Annotated in this window: 20 protein-coding genes; 6 read left to right on the forward strand and 14 right to left on the reverse strand. The window is 45.2% G+C overall.

Features of this window, described 5'->3' with window-relative positions:
• Positions 1–11: 11 nt before the first annotated feature.
• Complete coding sequence (locus tag ICN38_RS00705; protein WP_216253855.1) at positions 12–329, forward strand: DUF1840 domain-containing protein; 318 nt, start codon at positions 12–14, stop codon at positions 327–329.
• Here the strand turns inward: ICN38_RS00705 and metH are convergent.
• Together metH and ICN38_RS00715 are read right to left on the reverse strand one after the other, a co-directional pair.
• The gene (gene metH / locus ICN38_RS00710) at positions 326–3,079 is read right to left on the reverse strand and encodes a methionine synthase (RefSeq protein ID WP_216253857.1); all 2,754 of its coding nucleotides are present in this window, start codon (positions 3,077–3,079) and stop codon (positions 326–328) included. The two genes, ICN38_RS00705 and metH, sit on opposite strands and share 4 nt — an antisense overlap.
• Positions 3,076–4,140 (reverse strand): homocysteine S-methyltransferase family protein, encoded by a 1,065-nt coding sequence (locus ICN38_RS00715; protein ID WP_216253862.1) that lies wholly within the window; start codon positions 4,138–4,140, stop codon positions 3,076–3,078. The genes metH and ICN38_RS00715 overlap by 4 nt, the downstream gene beginning before the upstream one ends.
• Positions 4,141–4,216: 76 nt before the next feature.
• Between ICN38_RS00715 and ICN38_RS00720 the strand changes: the two genes are divergently transcribed.
• Positions 4,217–4,663 (forward strand): PhaM family polyhydroxyalkanoate granule multifunctional regulatory protein, encoded by a 447-nt coding sequence (locus ICN38_RS00720; RefSeq protein WP_216253865.1) that lies wholly within the window; start codon positions 4,217–4,219, stop codon positions 4,661–4,663.
• On the opposite strand, the gene ICN38_RS00725 is transcribed toward ICN38_RS00720, so the two are convergent.
• Positions 4,575–5,660, reverse strand: a complete 1,086-nt coding sequence (locus ICN38_RS00725) for an MBL fold metallo-hydrolase (protein ID WP_216253868.1) — start codon at positions 5,658–5,660, stop codon at positions 4,575–4,577. The two genes, ICN38_RS00720 and ICN38_RS00725, sit on opposite strands and share 89 nt — an antisense overlap.
• A gap of 22 nt (positions 5,661–5,682) precedes the next feature.
• Positions 5,683–6,666 carry an MDR family oxidoreductase gene (locus ICN38_RS00730; RefSeq protein ID WP_216253872.1) on the reverse strand — a complete coding sequence of 328 codons (984 nt, stop codon included), beginning with the start codon at positions 6,664–6,666 and terminating at the stop codon, positions 5,683–5,685.
• Positions 6,667–6,753: 87 nt separating this feature from the next.
• Between ICN38_RS00730 and ICN38_RS00735 the strand changes: the two genes are divergently transcribed.
• The 3 genes from ICN38_RS00735 to ICN38_RS00745 are packed head-to-tail and all read left to right on the forward strand — an operon-like array spanning position 6,754 to position 8,237.
• Positions 6,754–7,038, forward strand: a complete 285-nt coding sequence (locus ICN38_RS00735) for a hypothetical protein (RefSeq protein WP_216253875.1) — start codon at positions 6,754–6,756, stop codon at positions 7,036–7,038.
• A 7-nt stretch (positions 7,039–7,045) separates the two neighbouring features.
• Positions 7,046–7,546, forward strand: a complete 501-nt coding sequence (locus tag ICN38_RS00740) for a flavin reductase family protein (RefSeq protein ID WP_216253877.1) — start codon at positions 7,046–7,048, stop codon at positions 7,544–7,546.
• Positions 7,547–7,574: 28 nt separating this feature from the next.
• Complete coding sequence (locus tag ICN38_RS00745) at positions 7,575–8,237, forward strand: glutathione S-transferase family protein (RefSeq protein WP_216253879.1); 663 nt, start codon at positions 7,575–7,577, stop codon at positions 8,235–8,237.
• A gap of 5 nt (positions 8,238–8,242) precedes the next feature.
• On the opposite strand, the gene ICN38_RS00750 is transcribed toward ICN38_RS00745, so the two are convergent.
• The 8 genes from ICN38_RS00750 to ICN38_RS00785 all read right to left on the reverse strand — a co-directional run bounded on the left by ICN38_RS00750 (position 8,243) and on the right by ICN38_RS00785 (position 19,754).
• Positions 8,243–11,278 (reverse strand): efflux RND transporter permease subunit, encoded by a 3,036-nt coding sequence (locus tag ICN38_RS00750; protein WP_216253881.1) that lies wholly within the window; start codon positions 11,276–11,278, stop codon positions 8,243–8,245.
• A gap of 7 nt (positions 11,279–11,285) precedes the next feature.
• Positions 11,286–12,425 carry an efflux RND transporter periplasmic adaptor subunit gene (locus ICN38_RS00755; protein ID WP_216255110.1) on the reverse strand — a complete coding sequence of 380 codons (1,140 nt, stop codon included), beginning with the start codon at positions 12,423–12,425 and terminating at the stop codon, positions 11,286–11,288.
• 169 nt (positions 12,426–12,594) lie between these two features.
• Positions 12,595–14,136: an efflux transporter outer membrane subunit gene (locus tag ICN38_RS00760; RefSeq protein WP_216253884.1), complete on the reverse strand. Its 1,542-nt coding sequence runs from the start codon at positions 14,134–14,136 to the stop codon at positions 12,595–12,597.
• 129 nt (positions 14,137–14,265) lie between these two features.
• Positions 14,266–16,098, reverse strand: coding sequence for a glutamine--fructose-6-phosphate transaminase (isomerizing) (gene glmS / locus ICN38_RS00765; RefSeq protein ID WP_216253886.1), 1,833 nt, complete (start codon positions 16,096–16,098; stop codon positions 14,266–14,268).
• Positions 16,098–17,585, reverse strand: a complete 1,488-nt coding sequence (gene glmU, locus ICN38_RS00770) for a bifunctional UDP-N-acetylglucosamine diphosphorylase/glucosamine-1-phosphate N-acetyltransferase GlmU (RefSeq protein WP_216253889.1) — start codon at positions 17,583–17,585, stop codon at positions 16,098–16,100. The genes glmS and glmU overlap by 1 nt, the downstream gene beginning before the upstream one ends.
• On the reverse strand, positions 17,582–18,490 hold the full coding sequence (gene ttcA, locus ICN38_RS00775) for a tRNA 2-thiocytidine(32) synthetase TtcA (protein ID WP_216253892.1): 909 nt from the start codon (positions 18,488–18,490) through the stop codon (positions 17,582–17,584). Before ttcA ends, glmU begins: the two co-directional genes overlap by 4 nt.
• A 29-nt stretch (positions 18,491–18,519) precedes the next feature.
• Positions 18,520–18,915: a dihydroneopterin aldolase gene (locus tag ICN38_RS00780; protein WP_216253894.1), complete on the reverse strand. Its 396-nt coding sequence runs from the start codon at positions 18,913–18,915 to the stop codon at positions 18,520–18,522.
• Between the two features lie 20 nt (positions 18,916–18,935).
• Entirely contained in the window at positions 18,936–19,754 is an 819-nt protein-coding gene (locus tag ICN38_RS00785; protein WP_216253898.1) for an SDR family oxidoreductase, read from the reverse strand.
• Positions 19,755–19,779: 25 nt separating this feature from the next.
• Between ICN38_RS00785 and ICN38_RS00790 the strand changes: the two genes are divergently transcribed.
• Entirely contained in the window at positions 19,780–20,967 is a 1,188-nt protein-coding gene (locus ICN38_RS00790) for a class I SAM-dependent methyltransferase (protein WP_216253902.1), read from the forward strand.
• On the opposite strand, the gene ICN38_RS00795 is transcribed toward ICN38_RS00790, so the two are convergent.
• Positions 20,964–22,100, reverse strand: coding sequence for a polynucleotide adenylyltransferase (locus ICN38_RS00795; protein WP_216253906.1), 1,137 nt, complete (start codon positions 22,098–22,100; stop codon positions 20,964–20,966). The two genes, ICN38_RS00790 and ICN38_RS00795, sit on opposite strands and share 4 nt — an antisense overlap.
• Positions 22,100–23,008: a complex I NDUFA9 subunit family protein gene (locus tag ICN38_RS00800; protein ID WP_216253910.1), complete on the reverse strand. Its 909-nt coding sequence runs from the start codon at positions 23,006–23,008 to the stop codon at positions 22,100–22,102. The genes ICN38_RS00795 and ICN38_RS00800 overlap by 1 nt, the downstream gene beginning before the upstream one ends.
• Positions 23,009–23,014: the final 6 nt, after the last annotated feature.

Below are 23,014 nucleotides of genomic sequence, written 5' to 3' on the forward strand. Positions count from 1 at the left end.
AAGCTATCGAAATGATCTATCAATTTCGCTCAAAAGCCGCTCCAGACGTCATCATGCTGGCTGATCTGACTCAGCAAATTTTTGATATCTTGGGGCACCCTATTGAGCCCAGAGGAATTTTGACAGTAGAGAAGCTACCTGCTTACATTACCGCCCTAGAAACCGCTATTCTGAAAGACTTGGAAGAGCGCTCACAAACCAAGAATGGGGCCAATGAACACCAGGGCCATTCCAAATCAGCCGACCGTCTTGGCCAAAGAGCCTATCCATTCCTTGAGCTGATGAAGCAAAGTAATGCCAAAGGCGAGCCAGTAATGTGGGGTGTTTAATCTAAAGAACTAGAAAGTTGACGACGCACATCCTCAATAGATTCACCGCGGCGTATAGCCAAGTCTTCAATCTGATCAGTAGATAGCTTGCCGACATTAAAGTAGCGGGCATCAGGATGTGCCAAATAGAATCCACTCACACTAGATGCAGGATTCATGGCCATCGATTCGGTCAATGTCATGCCAATATCTTCAGAGCCAATCACTCGCAGTAAATCTTTTTTGACCTCGTGCGCAGGGCACGCAGGATATCCGGGTGCTGGACGAATGCCACGATACTCTTCATTAATCATTTGATCATTTGTCAGAATCTCATCGGTGGCATATCCCCACAAATCCGTTCTAACACGATGGTGCATCAACTCAGCAAAAGCCTCGGCTAAACGATCTGCTAAAGCCTTTAACATGATTGCACTGTAGTCATCATGCTTCGCCTGAAATTCTGCGACCTTTTTCTCAACCCCATGACCTGTTGTTACAGCAAAGCATCCTAAGTAATCAGCTACACCAGAATCCCTGGGGGCAACGTAATCTGCGAGACAGCGATTTGGGCGGCGAATGCCGTCAATGACTGGACGCTCAGCTTGTTGACGTAAGTTATGCCACACAAATAATGGGTGCTCACGGGCTTCATCGCTATATAAAACAATGTCATCGCCAACGGTATTGGCCGGATAAAAAGCGACTACTGCATCGGCTTGTAACCATTGGCCTTTAATCAATTTTTCCAATAAGGCCTTGGCGTCTTCAAACACTTTACGTGCTTCAACGCCCACAACTTCATCATCCAAAATCGCTGGGTACTTACCTGCTAAATCCCATGTCTGAAAGAATGGTGTCCAGTCAATATATTTCGCAATATCACTTAAGGCAAAGTTTTTAAAGACGCGACGCCCAATAAACTTAGGCTTTTCTGGAACATAAGCAGCCCAATCAATGAGTTCACGATTTTTCCTGGCAGCCTCTAATGAAATAGTAGGCGCAGCTTTTTTATTAGCATGTTGCTCACGAATGCGGACATAGTCATCACGCAAATCTTGAATGAATTTGGTAGCGCTCTCATCAGAAAGTAAGCTAGAGGCAACCGACACTGAGCGTGATGCATCTGGTACATAAACCACTGGACCGTCATAGTGTGGCGCAATCTTGACTGCTGTATGAACACGAGAGGTAGTAGCGCCACCAATCATGAGTGGGATTTGTCGCTCCCGGAAATAATCGTCGCGCTGCATTTCTTGTGCAACATAAGTCATCTCTTCAAGCGAGGGCGTAATTAAGCCGGAAAGGCCGACAATATCGGCTTTCTCTTCCTTGGCACGCTTCAAAATTTCAGCACAAGGCACCATCACGCCCATATTGGCAACTTCAAAGTTATTACATTGCAACACCACTGTCACGATATTCTTACCAATATCGTGCACATCACCTTTCACGGTAGCCATCACAATCTTGCCTTTGGCTTTAGCCTCACCACCACCAGCAATATGTAGTCGCTTCTCTTCCTCAATATATGGAATCAGTATCGCAACAGCCTGTTTCATTACTCGAGCACTTTTTACCACTTGCGGCAAGAACATCTTGCCCTCGCCAAATAAATCACCTACGACATTCATGCCATCCATGAGTGGGCCTTCAATCACCTCAATGGGGCGACCACCATCGCCCATGATTTGCGCCCGCAATTCTTCGGTATCTGCTTCAATAAAGGTGGTGATGCCATGCACCAGGGCATGTGTTAAGCGCTCACGGACTGGATCTTCACGCCAGACTAAGTTTTCAACTTGCTTGGCACCACCGCCCTTAAATTGGTCGGCAATATCGAGCAAACGCTCTGTTGGCGTCTTTCCGTCTTTTTCTTTAAAGCGATTAAGAACCACATCCTCGACTCGCTCCCTGAGCTCTGAATCTAAATCAGCGTAAACACCCAATTGGCCGGCATTCACGATGCCCATATCCATACCCGCCTTGATAGCATGGTACAGAAATACAGTATGAATTGCCTCGCGAACACGATCATTACCGCGGAATGAGAAGCTCACATTAGAAACGCCACCGCTCACTTTAGCGCCAGGTAGATTTTCTTTAATCCAGCGTGTGGCATTAATAAAATCTACTGCATAGTTATCGTGCTCTTCAATACCGGTCGCAATTGCAAAAATATTGGGATCAAAAATAATATCTTCTGCAGGAAAGCCAATCTCATTTACAAGAATGTCATAGCATCGTTGGCAAATTTCAGTTTTGCGCTTGAAGGTGTCTGCTTGGCCCACTTCATCAAAAGCCATGATGACGGAAGCTGCACCATAGCGACGAATTAAGCGCGCTTGTTTTCTGAAAGGTTCTTCGCCTTCCTTTAAGGAAATTGAATTAACAATCGGCTTACCTTGAATACATTTCAGACCCGCCTCAATCACGCTCCATTTAGAGGAGTCGATCATGATAGGTACTCTAGCGATATCTGGCTCTGATGCAATCAAGTTTAAGAAGCGCGTCATCGCTGCTTCAGAATCTAACATTGCCTCGTCCATATTAATGTCGATGACCTGCGCACCATTTTCAACTTGTTGACGAGCCACTACAAGCGCTTCATCAAATTGATTATTCAAAATCATGCGGGAGAATGCTTTAGAGCCTGTGACGTTGGTACGCTCACCAATATTGACAAAGCGAACATCGGTAGTCACATTAAATGGCTCTAGACCAGAAAGCTTCATGGCTGGCATGGCTTTTGGATTTTCCAATTTACTCATGCTGAAGCTTCTGCTCCCTCGCGATAAAAGGGGCGAGGCTTGCGTTTGGCAACTGCATTCGCAATTGCCCGGATATGGTCGGGCGTGGTCCCGCAGCAACCTCCCACCAAATTCACTAGGCCATCCTTGGCAAAGCCATCTACTAAGCTTGAGGTAATTTCTGGGGTCTCATCAAACCCTGTATCACTCATTGGATTAGGGAGGCCAGCATTAGGATAGCAAGATACTGCAGCATCACAAATACGCGCAAGTTCTGCAACATAAGGGCGCATTAAGGCAGCACCTAAAGCACAATTCAAACCAAATGTGAGTGGCTTAATGTGACGCAAACTATTCCAAAATGCTTCAACCGTTTGACCTGAAAGAATTCGACCCGATGCATCCGTTACCGTTCCAGAAATCATTACAGGTAAACGTTCACCAGTCTCTTCAAAAAATTCATCTAAAGCAAACAATGCTGCTTTTGCATTCAGGGTGTCGAAAATGGTTTCTACTAAAAATAAATCCACTCCACCAGCAAAGAGGCCTTCAATCTGCTCACGATAAGAGGCGCGCAAAGTATCAAAGGTGACATTGCGTGCACCAGGATCATTCACGTCTGGAGAAATACTTGCAGTCTTGGGAGTTGGCCCAATGGCACCAGCGGCAAAGCGAGGCTTATCGGAGGTGCTGTATTTATCGCAAGCTGCGCGAGCTAATCTAGCTGAAACCTCATTCATTTCACGTGCTAGGCCAGGCATTTTGTAATCTTCTTGGGCAACCGATGTGGCACCAAAGGTATTGGTTTCAATAATGTCAGCACCTGCATCCAAATACTGCTCATGAATTTTGCTAATGATTTGAGGCTGAGTTAACACCAATAATTCATTATTGCCCTTGAGATCACCTGGGTGATCAGCAAAGCGTATGTTGCCTGGCAAACCACGATAATCATCTTCAGACAGTTTGTACTGCTGAATCATGGTGCCCATAGCCCCATCCAAAATGAGAATGCGCTGCTTCAGCAACTCAGGGAGTGGCTGGCCACGCGTATAAGGCTGGGATAAACCATTAAATTGCATTATTTAACCGGGAATAATCTCTAGAATCCCTTATTCTATTGGAAAAGCCACATTTCATTTAACCCGGAGCCCATCTATGTTTGGAACCATTCCAGAATTCAATCAAAGTCTTGATATGTTTAAAACCATGTGGGGTCAAGGCGCGGCAGGACAGACTGGGCAATTTCCCTTTACTACCGACGCCTCAAAGGCTGCAGGGGGCTTTGGCGCTGCGTTTCCAGGACTTGATGTTGATGAACTTGAAAAGCGGATCAAAGATCTCAAGAGTGTTGAAACCTGGCTAAACCTCAACCTCAATATCCTGAAATCTACAATTCAAGGTCTTGAAGTTCAGCATGCCACCATGATGGCGCTCAAGTCATTTGGTGATGCAGTCTCAGCAGCTGGGGCAGCTGCTACTAACCCCACAGAAAGCACTGCAACTAAAGCAAGCGCTAAACCACGGAAAACCGCAACACGCCGTCGTCGCAAAGCTGGCGATGCAACTTTCCTCGACGAAGTAGGTAATTCAAATGAGCAATAGCCTCACCCATAGCAAAGGTGAGTTGGTGAATATCTAATTCTCTTCTAAATAAAACCGGCACAATCTCTCGAGCAGTTGCCGGTTTTTTACATGCATCAAGGGTTTCGGCTAAGCGCTCATCATGATGTGCTTTTAACTGTCCGATACGGGGCTTCATACCCGTAAATGGCTTGCCATGCGAAGGTAGCACCAATGCATCATCTGGTAAGGGCAAGTATTCGTCTAAAGAAGCAAGATAGAGACCCAAGGGATCCGCATCCGGATCAGCATCAAACACACTCACATTGGTAGAAATTCTGGGTAGCAACATGTCACCAGAAATGAGAACTTTAAGATCTTTACAAAAGAGAGAGGCATGCTCTGGTGCATGACCATATCCCATCATGACTTGCCATTCTCGACCACCGATTGATATCATTTCACTATCGATGATGCGGCGATATTGCCTTGGAACACCAGGCACCATATTGCTGTAGTAATTTGAGCGGCCCCGAATTTTTTCTAAATCCTCTGCAGCCAATAAACCGTGTTTTTGAAAATGGTCTGCAGAGCCTCCACCGCCGGCACGCGTACCAATGGCAGCACCACCCTCTTTGTGACTTAACCACTGTGCTGTCAGGTAGTCAGTCATAGAAATCCAGAGCGGCACTTGCCACTTTTCACATAACCATTGCGATAAGCCAACATGGTCTGGGTGCATATGGGTCACAATCACCCTCAATACTGGCAAGCCTTCAAGCTGGGTAGCAAAAATTTGCTCCCATGAAGATTTAGTCTCATCATTGGCGATGCCACAATCCACAATAGTCCATCCGGCAATACCATTGATCTCATCGCGCAAGAGCCATAAATTAATGTGGTCTAAAGCAAAGGGTAATTTCATCCTGAGCCAACGCACTCCCGGTGCCACCTCAATGCTGCTACCTAACTCAGGAAGCTGATCCCCCAGGGGGTAATGAAGAGCGCTTTCAGAAGCTAGTGGTGCTTTTTTATTCATATTTTTATTTATGCAATGAGCTTTATGCGTTGACGTTCACAATCAGACGTCCACGAACATTACCTGCCATTAATTCCTTTGCATACTTTAAAGAATCTTCAAGGCTAATTTCATGAGAAATCTCATCTAGTGTTTTTAAATCTATCAACTTGCTTAATTGCTCATAAGCAGCAATACGTTTTGCTCTTGGCACCGTGACACTATTGATGCCATACAAAGTTACTCCGCGCAAAATAAAAGGCGCGACCGAGGATGGAAAGTCCATGCCCTGGGCAAGACCACAAGCAGCTACGGCGCCCTCACTCTTGGTTTGTGCACAAGCATTGGCTAGGGTATGACTTCCAACGCTATCGACTACAGCAGCCCAACGCTCTTTTGCCAAGGGTTTGCCTGGGGCAGATAAAGTAGCCCGATCAATTACTTCAGAAGCACCTAACTGCTTTAAGTAATCGGTTTCTGCCATCCGCCCTGTGCTCGCTACTACCGTGAACCCCAATTTACTCAGTAAGGCAATCGCAAAACTGCCTACTCCACCCGCAGCACCCGTTACCAACACTTCGCCATCGCTTGGCTTTAGGCCGTGGGACTGCAAAGCCATGACACACAGCATTGCGGTGTAGCCAGCAGTACCAATAGCAAGGGCTTGCTTGGCAGTCAAGCCTTTTGGCAGAGGAATGAGCCAATCGGCTTTAACGCGGGCTAACTGCCCCAATCCACCCCAATGTCCCTCTCCAACCCCCCATCCATTCAGCAGCACCATATCGCCAGCCTTAAAGTCAGGGCTAGTGCTTTCCAATACCTCTCCAGCAAAGTCAATTCCTGGAATCATTGGAAAACTACGTACCACTGGGCCTTTGCCAGTAATCGCCAGACCATCCTTGTAATTGAGGGTGGAATAAAGGACTTTCACCTTTACCTCGCCCTCCGGCAGGCTAGCCTCATCGACCTGGACCAGTTCAGCACGATAGCCTTGATCATCCTTATTTACCAAAATAGCCTTAAACATGTCTCTTCCTTTTAGAGCAGGGCGATTCCCCGCAACAAATTCGTAATAGGTTTATCCTAACGAGCATTGATGATTATGGAGGTTTCCATGAAAAAAATTCTACTATTAACTGCGATTTCTGGCTCACTACTGGCTGGCTGTGCTGCAACCCAGCTAAATATGTCTATGGGCAATATGCGCCTTATTAACTCTAGCGCTGATCCACAGGATGTCATGGACTTTGCAACTAACACCTGTAGGGGTGATTTTTATCAAGGCGCTAGTTTTCTCTCGAAGGCCGGCAAAGAATATCGCTTTAAGTGCGTAAAAGCGGAAGAGAATGAAGTATTGATTCCGATCCCTGGAACTACTATCGCCCCCGCGAATAAGTAAAAAACTGATGGCCTCATTTACTTCACAGGAGTTGCGTAAAGGCTTCGGCTCTTTTGCAACTGGGGTCACAGTCATTACCTGTCTTGATGAAGAGCAAAATCATCATGGCATTACCATTAGCTCCTTTAATACCGTTTCTCTAGAGCCCCCACTAATTTTATGGAGCCTTAAGAAACACTCGCGCTTCATGCCCTGGGTTGAGCTTGGGAAAAAACATCTCATTCATGTGCTTGAACGGACCCAAGAAGACTTAGCAATGCACTTTGCCACTGTAAAACATCATCAGTTTGACGGTGTGCCACATCAGGTTGTCAATAGTGGCCTTAGCCAAATTGATGAATGTGTAGCCTATTACGAATGTGAAACTGTTTCAGTTCATACAGGCGGAGATCACAATATCATTGTTGCAAAAGTACTTCATTTAAAAAATGATCCTGACAAAGAGCCACTCATTTATGCACGTAGTAAATTTGTTGGCCTTGATATTGCCGAAATCAAAATCAATTAATTACAGCTCATCAAAAGAAGGAAAAGTAATGTTGCGTTTATGGGGTCGAAAAAGTTCGATTAATGTACAAAAAGTACTCTGGTGCCTTGCTGAGCTAGGACTTGAGGAGGGTAAAGACTTTGAACGCATTGATGCCGGTCTGCACTTTGGCGTCAATCGTACGCCTGAGTTTTTAAAACTCAATCCGAATGGATTAGTGCCCACCCTAGAGGATGGGGATATTGTGCTTTGGGAATCTAATACCATCATGCGCTATCTCATCCGACAATACGATAAGCAAGGGCGCTTTCCGAGTGATGTTGCTAGTCAGTACGGTTCAGAAAAATGGTTGGACTGGCAAGTGGGAAGCTTGTGGCCTGCGCTACGTGCGCCATTTTTAGGATTAACTCGTGTTCCTGAAAATGAACGTAACTATCCCGCAATTAAAAAAGCTTATGAAGATTCCAGCAATTTATTAGGCTTGCTTGATATCGCTCTTGCAAATCAAGCGTATTGCTCTGGTCAGCATTTTAATATTGGAGATATTGCTCTGGGTCTTTGCGTTGGCCGCTGGATTTTATTAAATGAAACTTTTCCAGAAAAAACTGGGCCACGTCCTAGCTTGAAAAATATAGATGCTTGGCTAAAGCGCTTGGAAACAGAAACAGACTTTAATCATATTGCCGAGAAAAAACTCAATATTGTTAAGTAGTCTTTTTACTGTTGCTTAAATTTATTTTGGTGGTGATCAGCGCCCATAAAAAGATACATCGCTGGCACCACAAACAAAGTAAACAGGGTGCCGATAGACAATCCAGTGAAGATCACGATACCCATAGATTGACGGCCAGCTGCACCAGCGCCTGAGGCAATCACCAAAGGTAAAACACCTAATACCATCGCTGCGGTGGTCATCAAAATAGGTCTTAAACGAACACTACTGGCTTCAATAATGGCATCTAACTTGCTGCGTCCTGCCTCTTGTAGTTCATTGGCAAATTGCACAATCAAGATGCCATGCTTACTAATCAAGCCCATCAGCGTGACTAAGCCTACCTGGGTATATACGTTCAGAGTAGTAAAGCCCAGATTAATAAAAATGAGAGCCCCAAACAATGCTAACGGGACTGAAACCAGAATCACAATTGGATCTCGGAAACTATTAAATTGAGCAGCGAGCACTAAGAACACAATCAAAATGGCAAAGAACATCGTCACTAAGAAGCCGCCAGACTCAGCCATGAACTGACGTGAAGGGCCTGCGTAGTCCATGCTATAGCCGTTTGGTGCGACCTCTTTCAAAGTCTGGCGCATGAACTCCAGTAAATCTGCCTGAGAAATAAATGGAGTGCTCACGCCTGAAATCGTTGCTGAATTTAATTGCTGAAAGTGATTAATGGATTGGGGAACTACTCTTTGCTTAATGCTGGCAATAGTGCGCGCTTGAATCATCGCGCCACTTGGAGTACGGATGTAGTAATCCAAAATCTGATCTGGATTTAAGCGATCGACTTGCTTGACCTGAGGGATCACCTTATAGGAACGGCCAGCGACAGAAAAATAATTAACATATCCACCGCCCAAGGCAGCTGATAGTGCAGAGCCTACCTGCTGCTGCGTCATTCCTAAGGCAGCGACTTTTTCACGATCGATCACCAGTACATCTTGTGGTTTATCAATCTTTAAATCTGAATCAACAAAGAAAAAATTGCCGCTGCGACGTGCTTTGTCTAAAACGGCCTGAGAAACTTCATTTAACTGATCGTACGACTCGGTAGTATTAATGACTACCTGAACAGGCAGTCCCTGAGCTCCAGGTAATGCTGGGAATTGGAAGGCAGCAACCCGTGCGCCTGCAATCGAGTTCCACTTCTGCTGCATATCTTGTTGAAACTTAGTGGCGTTCCGACTGCGCTGGCCCCAGTCTTTTAATAAGACACCGCCAAAGCTACTAGTAGGACTGGTGATTTGGAACATTTGCTCATACTCAGGCTCTGCACTCGATATCTGATAAATCTGATCTGCATAAGTCTGCATCTGATTCACGGTGCTGTTTGGTGGACCAGAAGCTTGCATTAATACAATACCCTGGTCTTCGGTTGGAGCCAATTCTGTTCGTGCTGTTGCATAGAGATAGGCAACTCCACCCAACAAGATCACGCCCATCACAATGATCACTTGCCAGGTGCTCAATAAATCCCGTAAGGTGCTTTGATAGCTATGGTGAACCTTATCAAAGATCCGATCAATCTTTTGAACAAATGGCGAGGCCTCTTGCTCCTCGGTAAAGATACGTGAGCACATCATTGGAGAAAGCGTCAAAGCAATCACCCCTGAGACAGCCACCGCACTGGCTAAAGTAAAGGCGAATTCTGTAAACAGTGCACCCGTTAAACCACCCTGAAAGCCAATGGGAATATAGACCGCAATTAATACTATGGTCATTGCCAAAATCGGACTTCCCAGCTCTCGTGCCGCAATTAAGGAAGCCTCTAAAGGAGACTTACCCTCTTTCATATGACGATCCACGTTTTCCACAACAATGATGGCATCGTCAACCACCAAACCAATTGCCAGTACTAAAGCAAGTAAGGTTAATAAATTAATCGAGTAGCCTAATACTTGCATCAGGAAGAAAGTGCCAATTAATGAGAGCGGCATCGCAATCAAAGGTACCGCAACCGCGCGGTAGCTACCTAAGAAAAGGTAAATCACCACAGTCACAATTAAAAGGGCTTCTAGTAGAGTAGAGACGACCTCATCGATTGAGCTTGTAATAAACATGGTTGAGTCATATACCACCTTACCAGTCATGCCAATCGGCAATTGTCGCTGTATCTCTGGAACAATATCCCGAACTCGCTGTGCAACATCCAAAAGATTTGCTTGAGGTGCTACCTTGATTGCGATAAAGACTGATTTCTTACCGCTAAAAGCGACGTTGGTATTGTAATCCTCAGAGCCAAGGGTGACATTAGCCACCTGATCGAGATACACGATATTGATACCATCTTTTTTAACCACCAGCTTACGAAACTCATCCAGAGTATGCAGGTCGGTACCCGCAACCAAGTCAACCGCAACCATGTCTCCTTTGGTGCTGCCTACTGCAGACAAATAGTTATTTGCCGACATAGCGCTATAGACATCATCAGCGCCTACGCCAAGCCCAGCCATCTTTTCACGATCTAACCAAGCGCGCAAAGCAAACTTTCTGCCGCCAGTAATTTCTGCGTTTTGTACACCTTGAATGGAATCTAGCTTTGGCTTGACTACTCGCAGTAAATAATCCGTAATCGCATTATTTGGAATCTCATCGCTATAGAAACCCATATACATAGCAGCGGTTGATTGCCCTACCTGGACCGTCAATACTGGTTGCTGGGCTTGTGGCGGCAATTGGTTTTTAACGGCGCCAATTTGAGTTTGGATTTGCGTTAATGCTGCATTCGAGTCGTAATTCAACTTCAATGTAGCAGTGATTGTTGAAACACCGCTCACACTTGCAGAAGACAAATAATCAATCCCCTGCGCCTGAGCAATTGAAGCTTCAAGCGGCTGCGTAATAAATCCTGCAATGGTTTCTGGATCGGCGCCGTAGTATGCGGTGCTGATAGTAACAACCGCATTTTGGGTTTGCGGATATTGATTAACGGGCAGCGAACCAATCGCCTTCAATCCAAATACCAAGATAACCGCGCTCACGACTAGGGAGAGCACTGGCCTGCGAATGAATATATCAGTCCAATTCATTAGCTACTTATTCCTGAGGCTTTGGATTAGGTGAATTTGCTGGCTGCACCTTATTGTTAATAATCAAAGGAGTGCCATTCTTCAACTTAAGTTGTCCACTGGTGACAACTGTTGCACCTTCATCGACACCTTTTAGAATCGCCACCTGATCGCCACGTGTGAAACCAGTGGTGACAAATACTTGTTGAGCTTCTAGAGCATCTTTACCTTGCTTATCTTTCTTACCAGTAGGCTTGGCTAAAAAGACAGTCGAACCATAGGGATTATAGGTAACGGCTGTTTGCGGCAAAGTGAGCAACTTGACTTGGTCACCTAACTTGATATTTACATTAGCAAACATTCCAGGAAGAATTTTCTTATCAGGATTAGCAAGTTGAGCCTCTACTAGGATATTGCGAGTGTTCGTGTCAACCTTAGGACTCACCGCAGTGATCTTGCCAGTAAAACTTGCGTCTTTAAAGGCATCGGTAGTCACTTCAACTACTTGGCCAACCTGAATTTGCTCGGCATTATTTTGCGGTAAATTGAAATCGACAAATATCGGATCCAGGGTTTGTAAAGTCAGTAGCTTATCCCCTGAATTAACGTATTGACCAGGATTTATAGAAACAATACCTACGCGCCCAGAAAATGGTGCTTTAAGATTTTTCTTTGCAACTAAAGCTGTTTGTTGCTCTACTTGTGCTTGCTTTGACTTTGCATCTGCTGCGCTTGTATCAAAGACATTTTTACTAATTGCCTGAATTGCTAACTGCTGTCTATCTCGCTCGTTAATCACCTTCGCTAAATCAGCTAAGGCTTTTAAAGAATTTAATTGAGCAACGTCAGAAGCATCATTTAATTTAATGAGTAACTCACCTTCTTTGACATCTTGCCCAGACTTAATAGGTACAGTTGCTACTAGGCCAGCCACTTCAGTGCTCAGCTCAACCCCTCTAAATGCACGAACATTGCCAACGCTACTTAACTTAGGCTGCCATTCTGAGCTTGTTATCACCATAGTGGAAACCGTTGCTGGAGGTAGACCCATGCCAGAAATAAAATACTTAATCATGAAGGTCTTAAGCTGATTGAAGCCAAAGATTAAGCCAAGTAGGAGCAATACTCCGCACAACATCACTGTCATACGACGTGGTAAAGGCTTCATAGCCATCAGCTTTTGGTGGGCTTTTGTATTGCGCCATTTCTCACCCATACGAGCCCAAAAGGCTTTTGCTTTAGCCCAAACAGCCAATGCTCTATCGCGCAGCTTCCAGTCTGTAGCCTTGAGCTTCATCCATGCCCATATCGCGAGAATGAGACTGAGAATCTTGGTTTTAATTTTTGCCAGAAATTTCATTTTGATCTTTGTTCGCTATGTCTTTTGGTTGAAAGGCGGGGCCATTACGATTCCACCAGCCACCGCCGAGTGCTGCAAATAGTGCTGCGGTATCTGAAAAACGGGTTGCTTGCGCAGATACAGACTTCACCTTGGCTAATTGATATTGATTTTGATAGTACAAAACCGCTAAGTAACTTGCAGTGCCTAATTTATATTGCTGCTGTACAAGGTCTAAAGTTTCGTAGGCATAACGCTCTGCATCAGAGGCAGCCTTTAATGCTTGTGAGCCCGTTTCTAGAGCGCGAAGTGCGTCAGCAACCTCTTGAAAAGCTTTGAGCACAGTGGCCTGATATTGATAAACAGCTTGTTCGTAATTTGCAATTGCACCACGACGCTGCGCCAATAATTTACCGCCCTGAAAGAGTGGCTGGAAGATGCCGCCAGCAATAGACCACAAAGCTGCATTCGGACCAAATAAGGCAGTGCTGGTTAAAGCTGCAGAACCAATTGCACCAGTGATAGTAAATTGTGGCAACAAGTTGGCAGTGGCAACGCCCACTAAGGCATTCGTAGATTTTAGTTGCGCCTCTGCTGCTCGAACATCTGGCCTTTGCCGAACCAAGTTCGATGGAATGGACAGGGGTAATTTTTCTGGCAAGTTAAGGGTACTTAAATCAAATTTAGTGATGTTCGCATTGCTTGGTAATTCACCCACAAGGACTGCCAATTGATTGCGGGCAAAGGACAAATTTCTTTCATAATTAAATAAATCAACTTGAGAGCTCGATACTAAAGTTCTTTGTGATGTGACATCTACCTTAGAGACTGTACCGATTACTAATTGCTTTTCAGTCAACTCTGCCAAATTCGTCTGCGCCTTCAGTATCTCTTCTGTCGCCTGCATTTGAGCTCGCAATGCAGCCTCACGCACAGCGCCAGTAACAATGTTGGATGTTAAGGAAAGGTATGCTCCCTCTAACTGAAATTGGGCAACCTCTGCCTGCGCTTCAGCGCTTTCCACTGCACGTCGTGCGCTGCCAAATACATCTAACTTATAAGAGACGTTTGCAGTAGTGTTAAATAAGTTATAGGTGTCAGAGCCGTAAGGTAAGCCATAGATTCCTGCGGGCTGTAGTTGCCTAATTGCATTTCCATTTAAGCCTATGGCCGGAAAATATTGACCGCCAATTTGAGCGTTGACATTTTCTTGAGCAGAGCGCAGAGCGGCATCAGCTGCGCCTAGAGTAGGATTTTGTTGAAGCGCTTTTTTAATCAGCACATCTAGTTCGGGTGATTTATAGAGCTCCCACCATTGCGCCTCGATATCTGCACCCACAATAAACTCTTGCTCGGTGCCGCCAGGAACACTGGGGGCTGTAGTCAGTTTTTGCGAGAGAGGAGACTCTGTATAGGTTGAGGTCTTAGGGGGATCTGGTTGCTTAAAGTTGGGTCCTACTGCACACGCAGAAAGTAGTCCCGCAAGAATCAGCAGAAAAAAATGAAGCCGTGATAGAAGGTGCACTTTAGAAAAAATCATGACTTACAACAAATATCCTCTTTAACAAGAGTTATTTGAACACAGATTACAAGCGCTAGCTTTCTAACACTCTGATTTTTATAGTTAATTTTGTTCACAACTCTGTGTCAGAGTCAAGTCTATAAAAAATTATTCGACTGTGACGCTCTTTGCTAAATTTCTAGGCTTGTCCACATCAGTTCCAAGAGCGCAGGCGGTGTGGTACGCCAATAGCTGCAGGGGGACCACATGCAAAATCGGTGAGAGATTGCCGTAGTGCTCAGGTAAGCGGATGACATTAATACCTTCGCTATTCACAATCTCCGTGTCGTGATCCGCAAAGACATAGAGTTTGCCACCCCGAGCCTTAACCTCTTGCATATTAGATTTTAACTTTTCCAACAGTTCGTCTTTAGGAGCAACCGTCACTACCGGCATTTTGTCGGTTACGAGTGCCAATGGTCCATGCTTCAGCTCCCCTGCTGGGTAGGCTTCTGCGTGTATATAGGAAATCTCTTTTAGCTTTAGGGCGCCTTCTAGGGCGATCGGGTAATGCAAACCACGTCCCAAGAACAAGGCGTTCTCGCATTTAGAAAAAGCTTCACTCCAAGCAATAATTTGTGGCTCAAGCGCAAGTACAGCATGGAGCGCTTTAGGCAGATGACGCAATTCACGAAGTAATTCTTTTTCTTTTTCGACAGAAATTCTGCCAGCGCGTTTCGCAATCGAAACTGCCAAGAGATATAAAGCAACAAGCTGTGTCGTAAATGCTTTAGTCGATGCCACACCTATTTCTGCGCCAGCCTTAGTCAAAAAATGCCAGTTGGTTTCACGCACCATGGCGCTACTAGCTACATTACAAATGGCTAAGGTATAAGGGTGGCCTAAGGCCTTTGCATGACGTAATGCCGCCAATGTATCCGCTGTCTCACCAGACTGAGAAACCACCACAATCAAGGTTTTAGGATTGGGTACGGTTGTACGATAACGATACTCACTCGCTATCTCCACTTGAGTCGGAATGCCAGCAATATCCTCTAACCAGTATTTGGCAACGCAGGCAGAGTAATAACTAGTTCCGCATGCCAAGATCAAAATTTGATCAAATGCCTTCCAATCCTCAGCATTGGCTCCAAATAATTCAGGGCCAAAGGATGCGATATTTGCTAAGGTGTCACCAATAGCTCTTGGCTGCTCAAAGATTTCTTTTTGCATGTAATGCTGATATGGCCCCAGATCTACTGAATCTGCCTGTGCAGGCATCGCCTTGCGATCTCTTTGTGCAACATTACCACTCTGATCAATAATTTGAACGGTATCAGCCTGCAAAACAGCGACGTCACCCTCTTCTAGATACATCATGGTCTGCGCGCGGCCTGCTAATGCAAGGGCATCTGATGCCAAAAAGTTTTCATGCTCGCCCAGTGCTACCACTAGAGGAGAACCTACGCGCGCTCCAACTAAAGTCTTTGGACTGTCTTGCGCAATTACACCAATAGCAAAGGCGCCATGTAATTGCGGCAATACAGAGCGCACTGCAGTGGGTAAATCTTGCTTACCTTGTACTACATATGCTTGATGTATTAAATGGGCAATGACCTCTGTATCTGTTTCAGATGTAAACACATAGCCTGCTGCCGTTAATTCAATACGAAGTGTTTCATAATTTTCAACAATACCGTTATGCACTACGGCAATCAATCCATTGGAGATATGAGGATGTGCATTTTGCGTATCTGGCTTGCCATGAGTAGCCCAACGCGTATGGGCAATACCTAATGTGCCATGAAATTCTTTGCCCTGCTCTGCCAATTCTGAAACTCTTGCGGTTGTTCTAGCACGTTCTATAGGATGCTTTACATCATCAGCATTAATCACAGCAAAACCGCAGGAATCATATCCACGGTACTCGAGGCGGCGTAAGCCCTCTACTAATACATCCACAATATTTTGATGAGATGCTGCGCCAACGATGCCACACATTATTTTTTACCCTTTACGGATTTAGGCGCAGATTTTTTCGCTGGCACTTTTTTACTCGCTACTTTTTTTGCTACAGTCTTTTGACCTTTTTTAACAGGACGTTGCCACTGCAGTGAAATTTGCTTAGCTCGAGATACCGTTAATTGGTTTGGTGGCGCATCTTTCGTGAGTGTAGTGCCAGCACCAAGCGTTGCGCCTCGCCCTACGCGAACCGGTGCAACCAATTGAGTGTCTGATCCAATGAAGACATCATCCTCAATAATAGTTTGATGTTTATTGACACCATCATAATTGCAGGTAATAGTTCCAGCACCAATATTAACTCTGGAGCCTACCAGTGCATCGCCTACATAAGCCAAATGATTCGCTTTACTATTTGCAGCGATCTTACTGTTCTTCACTTCCACAAAATTGCCGATATGAACATCATTTGCTAGGTCTGCCCCAGGGCGCAAACGAGCATAAGGGCCGATGACTGATTGATTGCCAACCTTAGCGCCATCTAAATGGCTATATGCATGTATTACTACGCCTTTGCCAATCGCACTATTGCGTACTATGCAATAAGGGCCGACCTTAGTGCTTTCTGCCAGCGTGACAGTACCCTCAAACACACAACCGACATCGATAAACACGTCAGTGCCGCATTCAAGAGTACCGCGCACATCAATGCGCGCAGGATCAGCAAGCGATACCCCCGCATCCATTAATTGATTAGCTACATTTAATTGATGTATACGCTCAAGCGCAGCTAACTGATCTCGACTATTAACACCAATCGTTTCAAATTCATCGTCAGCCGCAGTAGTGCGAATCGGCACCCCATCTTTAACAGCCATCGCAATCACATCGGTTAAGTAATACTCACCCTGCGCATTACTTGAGCGCAATGCCTTTAACCATTTCTTTAGGGAATTGGTTGGCAGCACCATGATGCCGGTATTAATTTCCACAATTGACTTCTGAGCAAGCGTTGCATCTTTCTCTTCAACAATCGCTTGCACTGAACCGTCAGCATCGCGCACGATGCGGCCATAGCCAGTGGGATTACTTAGGTTCTGAGTAAGGAGAGCCAAAGCACAATCGTGACCGCGCACACCATCAGCTAGCTTTGCTAATTTGCTCAGTGTTTTCTGGCTAGTAAGGGGAACGTCTCCATAAAGAACCAAAGTGGGTTCTTGCACATCTAATTTAGAGAGGGCTTGAAGTAGGGCATGGCCAGTGCCCTTTTGCTCAGCCTGTAATACGGTGCTGACTTTACTAAATGCAGGATCTGCCTTGCTGACTGTTAGTAAAAATTCTTTTACGTCTGCAGCGCCATGCCCAACGACAACAATCGGGCCTTGCTTAGATGACTTTCCTTGGAGCGCTAAAGCAGTCGTCAATACATGCTGAAGAAGGGGCTTTCCTGCCAAAGTTTGCAGAACCTTGGGCAATGCGGATTTCATCCGCTTTCCTTGCCCAGCAGCCAATATAACGATATTCATAAGAGGGGATTATAAGTCCCCTGAATGGGCGTTCCGCAGGCCAGCTCCTCTAATTGCGACTCATCAATTGCCTTATCACCGGCAGATCTGGCGGCAATCCCAGACAACTGCGTAGAAATCTCTAGATTTTGGAAATCAAAGGCTTCACCATCCATCAAATGGGATGGGACGATGTGATGCATCGATCTGAATAGATTTTCTACACGGCCGGGATATTTCTTTTCCCAATCACGCAGCATTTCTTTCATGGCCTGGCGTTGAAGATTAGGCTGACTGCCACAAAGGTCACACGGAATAATCGGGAAATTCATATCTACTGAGTAACGCTCAAGCAACTTTTCTGGGACATAGGCCAATGGGCGAATCACAATATGCTTACCATCGTCAGAGCGCAACTTCGGTGGCATAGCTTTTAACTTACCGGCATAAAACATATTGAGCATCAGCGTCTCAAGAATATCGTCACGATGATGTCCCAAGGCAATTTTTGTTGCGCCTAATTCATCAGCAACGCGATACAAAATTCCACGACGCAAACGCGAACATAATCCACAAGTTGTCTTTCCTTCTGGAATAACACGCTTGACGATACTGTACGTATCTTGCTCTTCAATGTGATATTGCACACCCAAACTCTTTAAGTAATTCGGGAGTATTTCTGCAGGAAAATTAGGCTGCTTTTGATCGAGGTTGACAGCTATCACTTCGAAATTAATTGGCGCACGCTCACGCAACTTTAAGAGAATGTCGAGCATGGCATAGCTGTCTTTGCCGCCTGAGACGCACACCATAACCTTATCGCCATCCTCAATCATGCCAAAGTCGCCAATGGCTTGACCTACTAAGCGGCAAAGTTTTTTCTCCAGCTTGTTTTCCTCGAATACAACTTTACGAATATCGCCCATGATGATGGCTATCTTTTCTTTACTCTTAATTAAGCTGGTTTGATACGAAATACTTCTACACCTACCGAATAGCAGTCTGGATATACATCAGGCTTAGAAGTACTGACACATACTGCCAAGACTTTAGGATGCATCAACATGGTCGTAACAATATCGTCGCAAAAAGTTTCTTGAAGTTCAATATGGCCCTGAGAGGCTATTGCCTTAATGGTTTCGCGCATAAAGTCATAATCTACCACTTCATCAAGCAGATCATTAGTCGGCGTATTCATTACAAATGGGATATATAAGTCCACATTCAAAATAACGCGTTGTTCAGCTTTTTTCTCAAAATCATGAACACCGATATTGATAAAAATCTCATAGTCCCGCAAAAATAAACGGCGGCAATCAATGAGGACGGGATGCGAAAGAATGGTGTGCATGATTTTTGGCTTTATTGTTTTTATGAATTGGTTTTAAACATCACATCGCGTGTGGATGGCAAAAGATGTTGCCCGCCATCTACATATAAAGTAGTTCCCGTAATGGCATTCGCTTGCGCTAAAAAGACTGCGGCTTTAGCAATATCTACAGGTGTGGAAGATCTGCCTAGCGGTGTCATTTGATGGGCGCTTGCAAAACCTTCATGAGTTTGATCGCCCGAAGGCAAGGAAATACCCGGTGCTAATCCCACAACACGAAGATGTGGGGCGAAGTCTAAGGCTAGCATTTCTACTGAGGTTAAAAGTGCTGCCTTAGATAAGGTGTAAGACAAGTAATCGGGATTCAGATTAATGAGTTTTTGATCTAACAACTGAATGACGGACGGAAGTGAATCTCCATCCATTGTTATGGCCTTCGTTTTCTGAAATTCAAACATGAGTTGGGAAAGCAAAATTGGGGCTGCCAAATTAACCTGCATATGGTCTTGCAAACTTTTTGGGCTCAGCGGATTTTCAGAATTGGCGCGATCGAATTCAAAAATAGATGCACTATTGACTAAGCAATGTAAACCTTGGAATTGTTTTGTGACATCCTTGAATAAACCTGCAATATTTGACTCATTGGCAAGGTCTGCCTGAAAAGCATGTGCATGGCGCCCAAGTCCCTGAATGTGGGCTACAGTTTCTTGGGCATCGACCTCAGATTGTCCATAGTGAACGGCAACATCCCAGCCCTGACGTGCAAACTCTATAGCAATTTCTCGACCAAGGCGCTTTGCGGCACCGGTCACTAAAACGGCCTTATTTTGCTGGGACGGGGTTGTTGAACTAGGGTTCAATTAAATTCTCTTAGACTAGCGAGGTATGGATATTACCTTGACCAGCCTAGAAACGGAGCATAGCCAGCTTCTAAGCAACAAAATAGCCGCCCAAATCACCTCAGATGGCGGCTGGATAGGCTTTTCTCGCTTTATGGAGATAGCCCTCTATGAACCCGGGATGGGCTATTACAGTGCTGGGGCTCATAAATTGGGAGCTGGCGGGGATTTCACCACGGCCCCAGAACTGAGTCCACTCTTTGGTGCTGCAGTCTGCTCAACCATCCTACCCGTATTAGAGGGGCTGCAAGCGCGGGGTCTACCTACCCAAATTTTGGAGTTTGGTGCAGGGACGGGCAAGCTGGCGCAATCGATTTTGACGCGCCTACATGATCTTGGCTTTGCCTTGGATCGTTACGACATTATTGAAATTTCTCCAGACTTAGCAGAGCGTCAAAAAGAACTTTTAAACATAACTCTTGCTCGCTCTAACTCTGCTACTCAATGTCAGTGGCTAAGCACCATACCCGAAAATTACCAGGGCGTTATTTTGGCTAACGAAGTAATTGATGCTATTCCTTGTGATGCCATCATTTTTCAAAATGGGTTTTGGTACTGGTATGGCGTCACTGTTATCGATGGAAAATTTTCATGGAAAGCGGGCAAACCTGTAGAACATCATTTGTTGCCAGAAAGCTTATTGAGTGGAAATTTTTCTGAAGGCTACGTTACCGAGCTACATGCCCCTGCAAATGCTTGGATGCGTCAAATTGCACAGCATTTACAGACGGGTTTATTTTTAAGCTTCGATTACGGCTTTCCCGAAAGCGAGTACTACCATCCACAAAGGCTTGAGGGCACGTTGATGGCGCATCATCGTCACCACGCCATTCAGGATCCTTTTTATCTTCCTGGCTTATCTGACTTAACTACCCATGTAGAGTGGTCACAAATTGCTCGCAGTGCACTTACTGGGAATGTGGATGATGTTTATCTCTCGAACCAAGCTGGCTATTTACTGGATGCAGGCATTGGAGATATTGCGCTGGAGATTGGCGATCCGAGTAATCCAGAAACCTTCCTGCCGCTTTCAAATGCATTACAAAAATTATTGTCTGAGGCAGAGATGGGTGAATTATTTAAGGTCTTTGCATTCACTAAAAATATTGATACTGTGCTGCCTGGTTGCACCTTAGAAGATCTACCCGGACTGCGTGGCAGAAATAGACTCTAAAGATCTAAGCTCAATGCAGCAGTAATTGCCATCAATCTTGCAGACTCAAAAGCACTACCAATACGTTCACCATTAGAGCGGTCTTGCGCAGCAACACCCAAAATAATGTCAGCAGTATTGAGTGCTTGCGTATTTCGCATTGCCGTCATCAATATGGTAACTGGATGTCCTAGTTTTTGGGCTAGATTTAGTAGAACTTGAACCCTATCAGGCTTGCGCCAAAGATCGGCGCGATTGAACCAAGCTAATACATCTACCGCCTGATAAGATCCATCGGGATATTGATGAATCAGTAAGTTCAGATCACTGTAGATTTCGCTAAAGTCACGCACTTCAATAGGCATACGAACAGTGTCAGCCCAGAAACGAATTTCACTCGCTGGCAAATCCATCAAAACAATGGCGCAGCGCTCATCCAAAGTCTTGCCCACTTCCTCTAAAGACTTCATCAAGCCTTCTCTAAAGGGCTCCTCTGCTAACAGGGTGCTCAATGTAGGAGGCAAGATAGTTTTAGCCGCACCCGTATTGAGTAAGACTTGAAACATATGCATCGGTTTTTGAGCAAGCAAACCTCTGGCAAGTTCTTGCCAAATACGTTCCGCAGATAGTGCGCTTAACTCGCCTGATTGCACAATGGCTTTTAGGGCAGAGAGCGTCTCATCAGCAACTGAAAATTCGGGGAAGCGTGCGGCAAAGCGGGCAATGCGCAATAAACGCAATGGGTCTTCAGCAAAAGCATCTGACACGTGACGAAAGACCTTAGCAGCCAAATCTTCTTGTCCGTTATAAGGATCGATAATAGGGCCGAACCACTTCCCATCAGGGTCGACCTCTTGTGCCATTGCATTGATCGTTAAGTCACGACGCTCTAAGTCTTCTTCTAAGCTTACCGTTGGGTCAGCATAGAAGTGAAAGCCTTTATAACCCTTACCTGTTTTTCGCTCGGTTCGAGCAAGTGCATATTCAGCTTGGGTTTCTGGATGCAGAAATACTGGGAAATCCTTGCCGACAGGGCGAAAACCTTGGGCTACCATCTCTTCAATGCTCGAACCCACCACCACATAGTCAACGTCATTTACAGGTAAACCCATCAGGGTATCCCGAATGGCACCGCCGACTGCATACACCTTCATTACTGCATGCCCTCAAGGCTACGGCGACTGATCTTAAAAGTTTCTGTAAGCGCGTCATGAGAACCAACAGGCAAAATATTTGGGCTTTGCATCGATGCAATATTGTCACGCGACATCAAGGTAGGGCCTGGCAGAAATTCAAAAGCGAGTGCCTGTATATAACCTACAAATGCTGGCACCGGAATAATTGCGCATGAAGCATGTACTTTGCGTTTTGCTAACTCCACAATCTCTTTCATGGTGTACACAGTAGCACCCACTAAATCGTAGGACTGATGATTCGTTTGTGGCATCGATAGAGACATTACAAAAGCAGTTGCCACATCATCAACACTGACGGGCTGAAATTTGGCAGTGTGATTAGCCAATGGCATCACTGGAAATAATTTTACTAGCTTAGCAAACAAATTAATGAATTGATCTTGCGCACCAAAAATGACCGAAGATCTAAAAATCGTCCAGTCTAAATTGCTCGCTTTGACAGCAGCTTCACCATCGCCCTTGCTGCGCTGATACATCGAAGATCCATGAGAATCAGCACCCAAAGCACTCATATGCAAATAGCGTTTCAGTCCGTGCATTTGCATTGCAGTAATAATATTTTTTGGTAAATCAACATGCGCAGCTTTAAATACGTTTCCATAAGGCTGCGCAGGCTTGTCATGGAGCACTCCAACTAAGTTAATGACCGCGCCCTGAGGTTTAATGCGTGAACATAGATCTTGTAGCTGATCAAACTCATGAACATCTGCATTCTCTAGATAAACTTTTGGAAGCATTCGTAAATCACGGCCAGCTGCTAAATGTCCTGTGGGTATCAATACCGAATAGCCTGCAGCTTGCAATTGAGCAGCCAAAACACGACCGACAAAACCGTTACCGCCAATGAGAAGAATGTCGTATTTCATTTAAGA

Source organism: Polynucleobacter sp. AP-Melu-500A-A1, from assembly GCF_018882125.1.
In the GTDB taxonomy this organism is placed as follows: Bacteria; Pseudomonadota; Gammaproteobacteria; order Burkholderiales; family Burkholderiaceae; genus Polynucleobacter.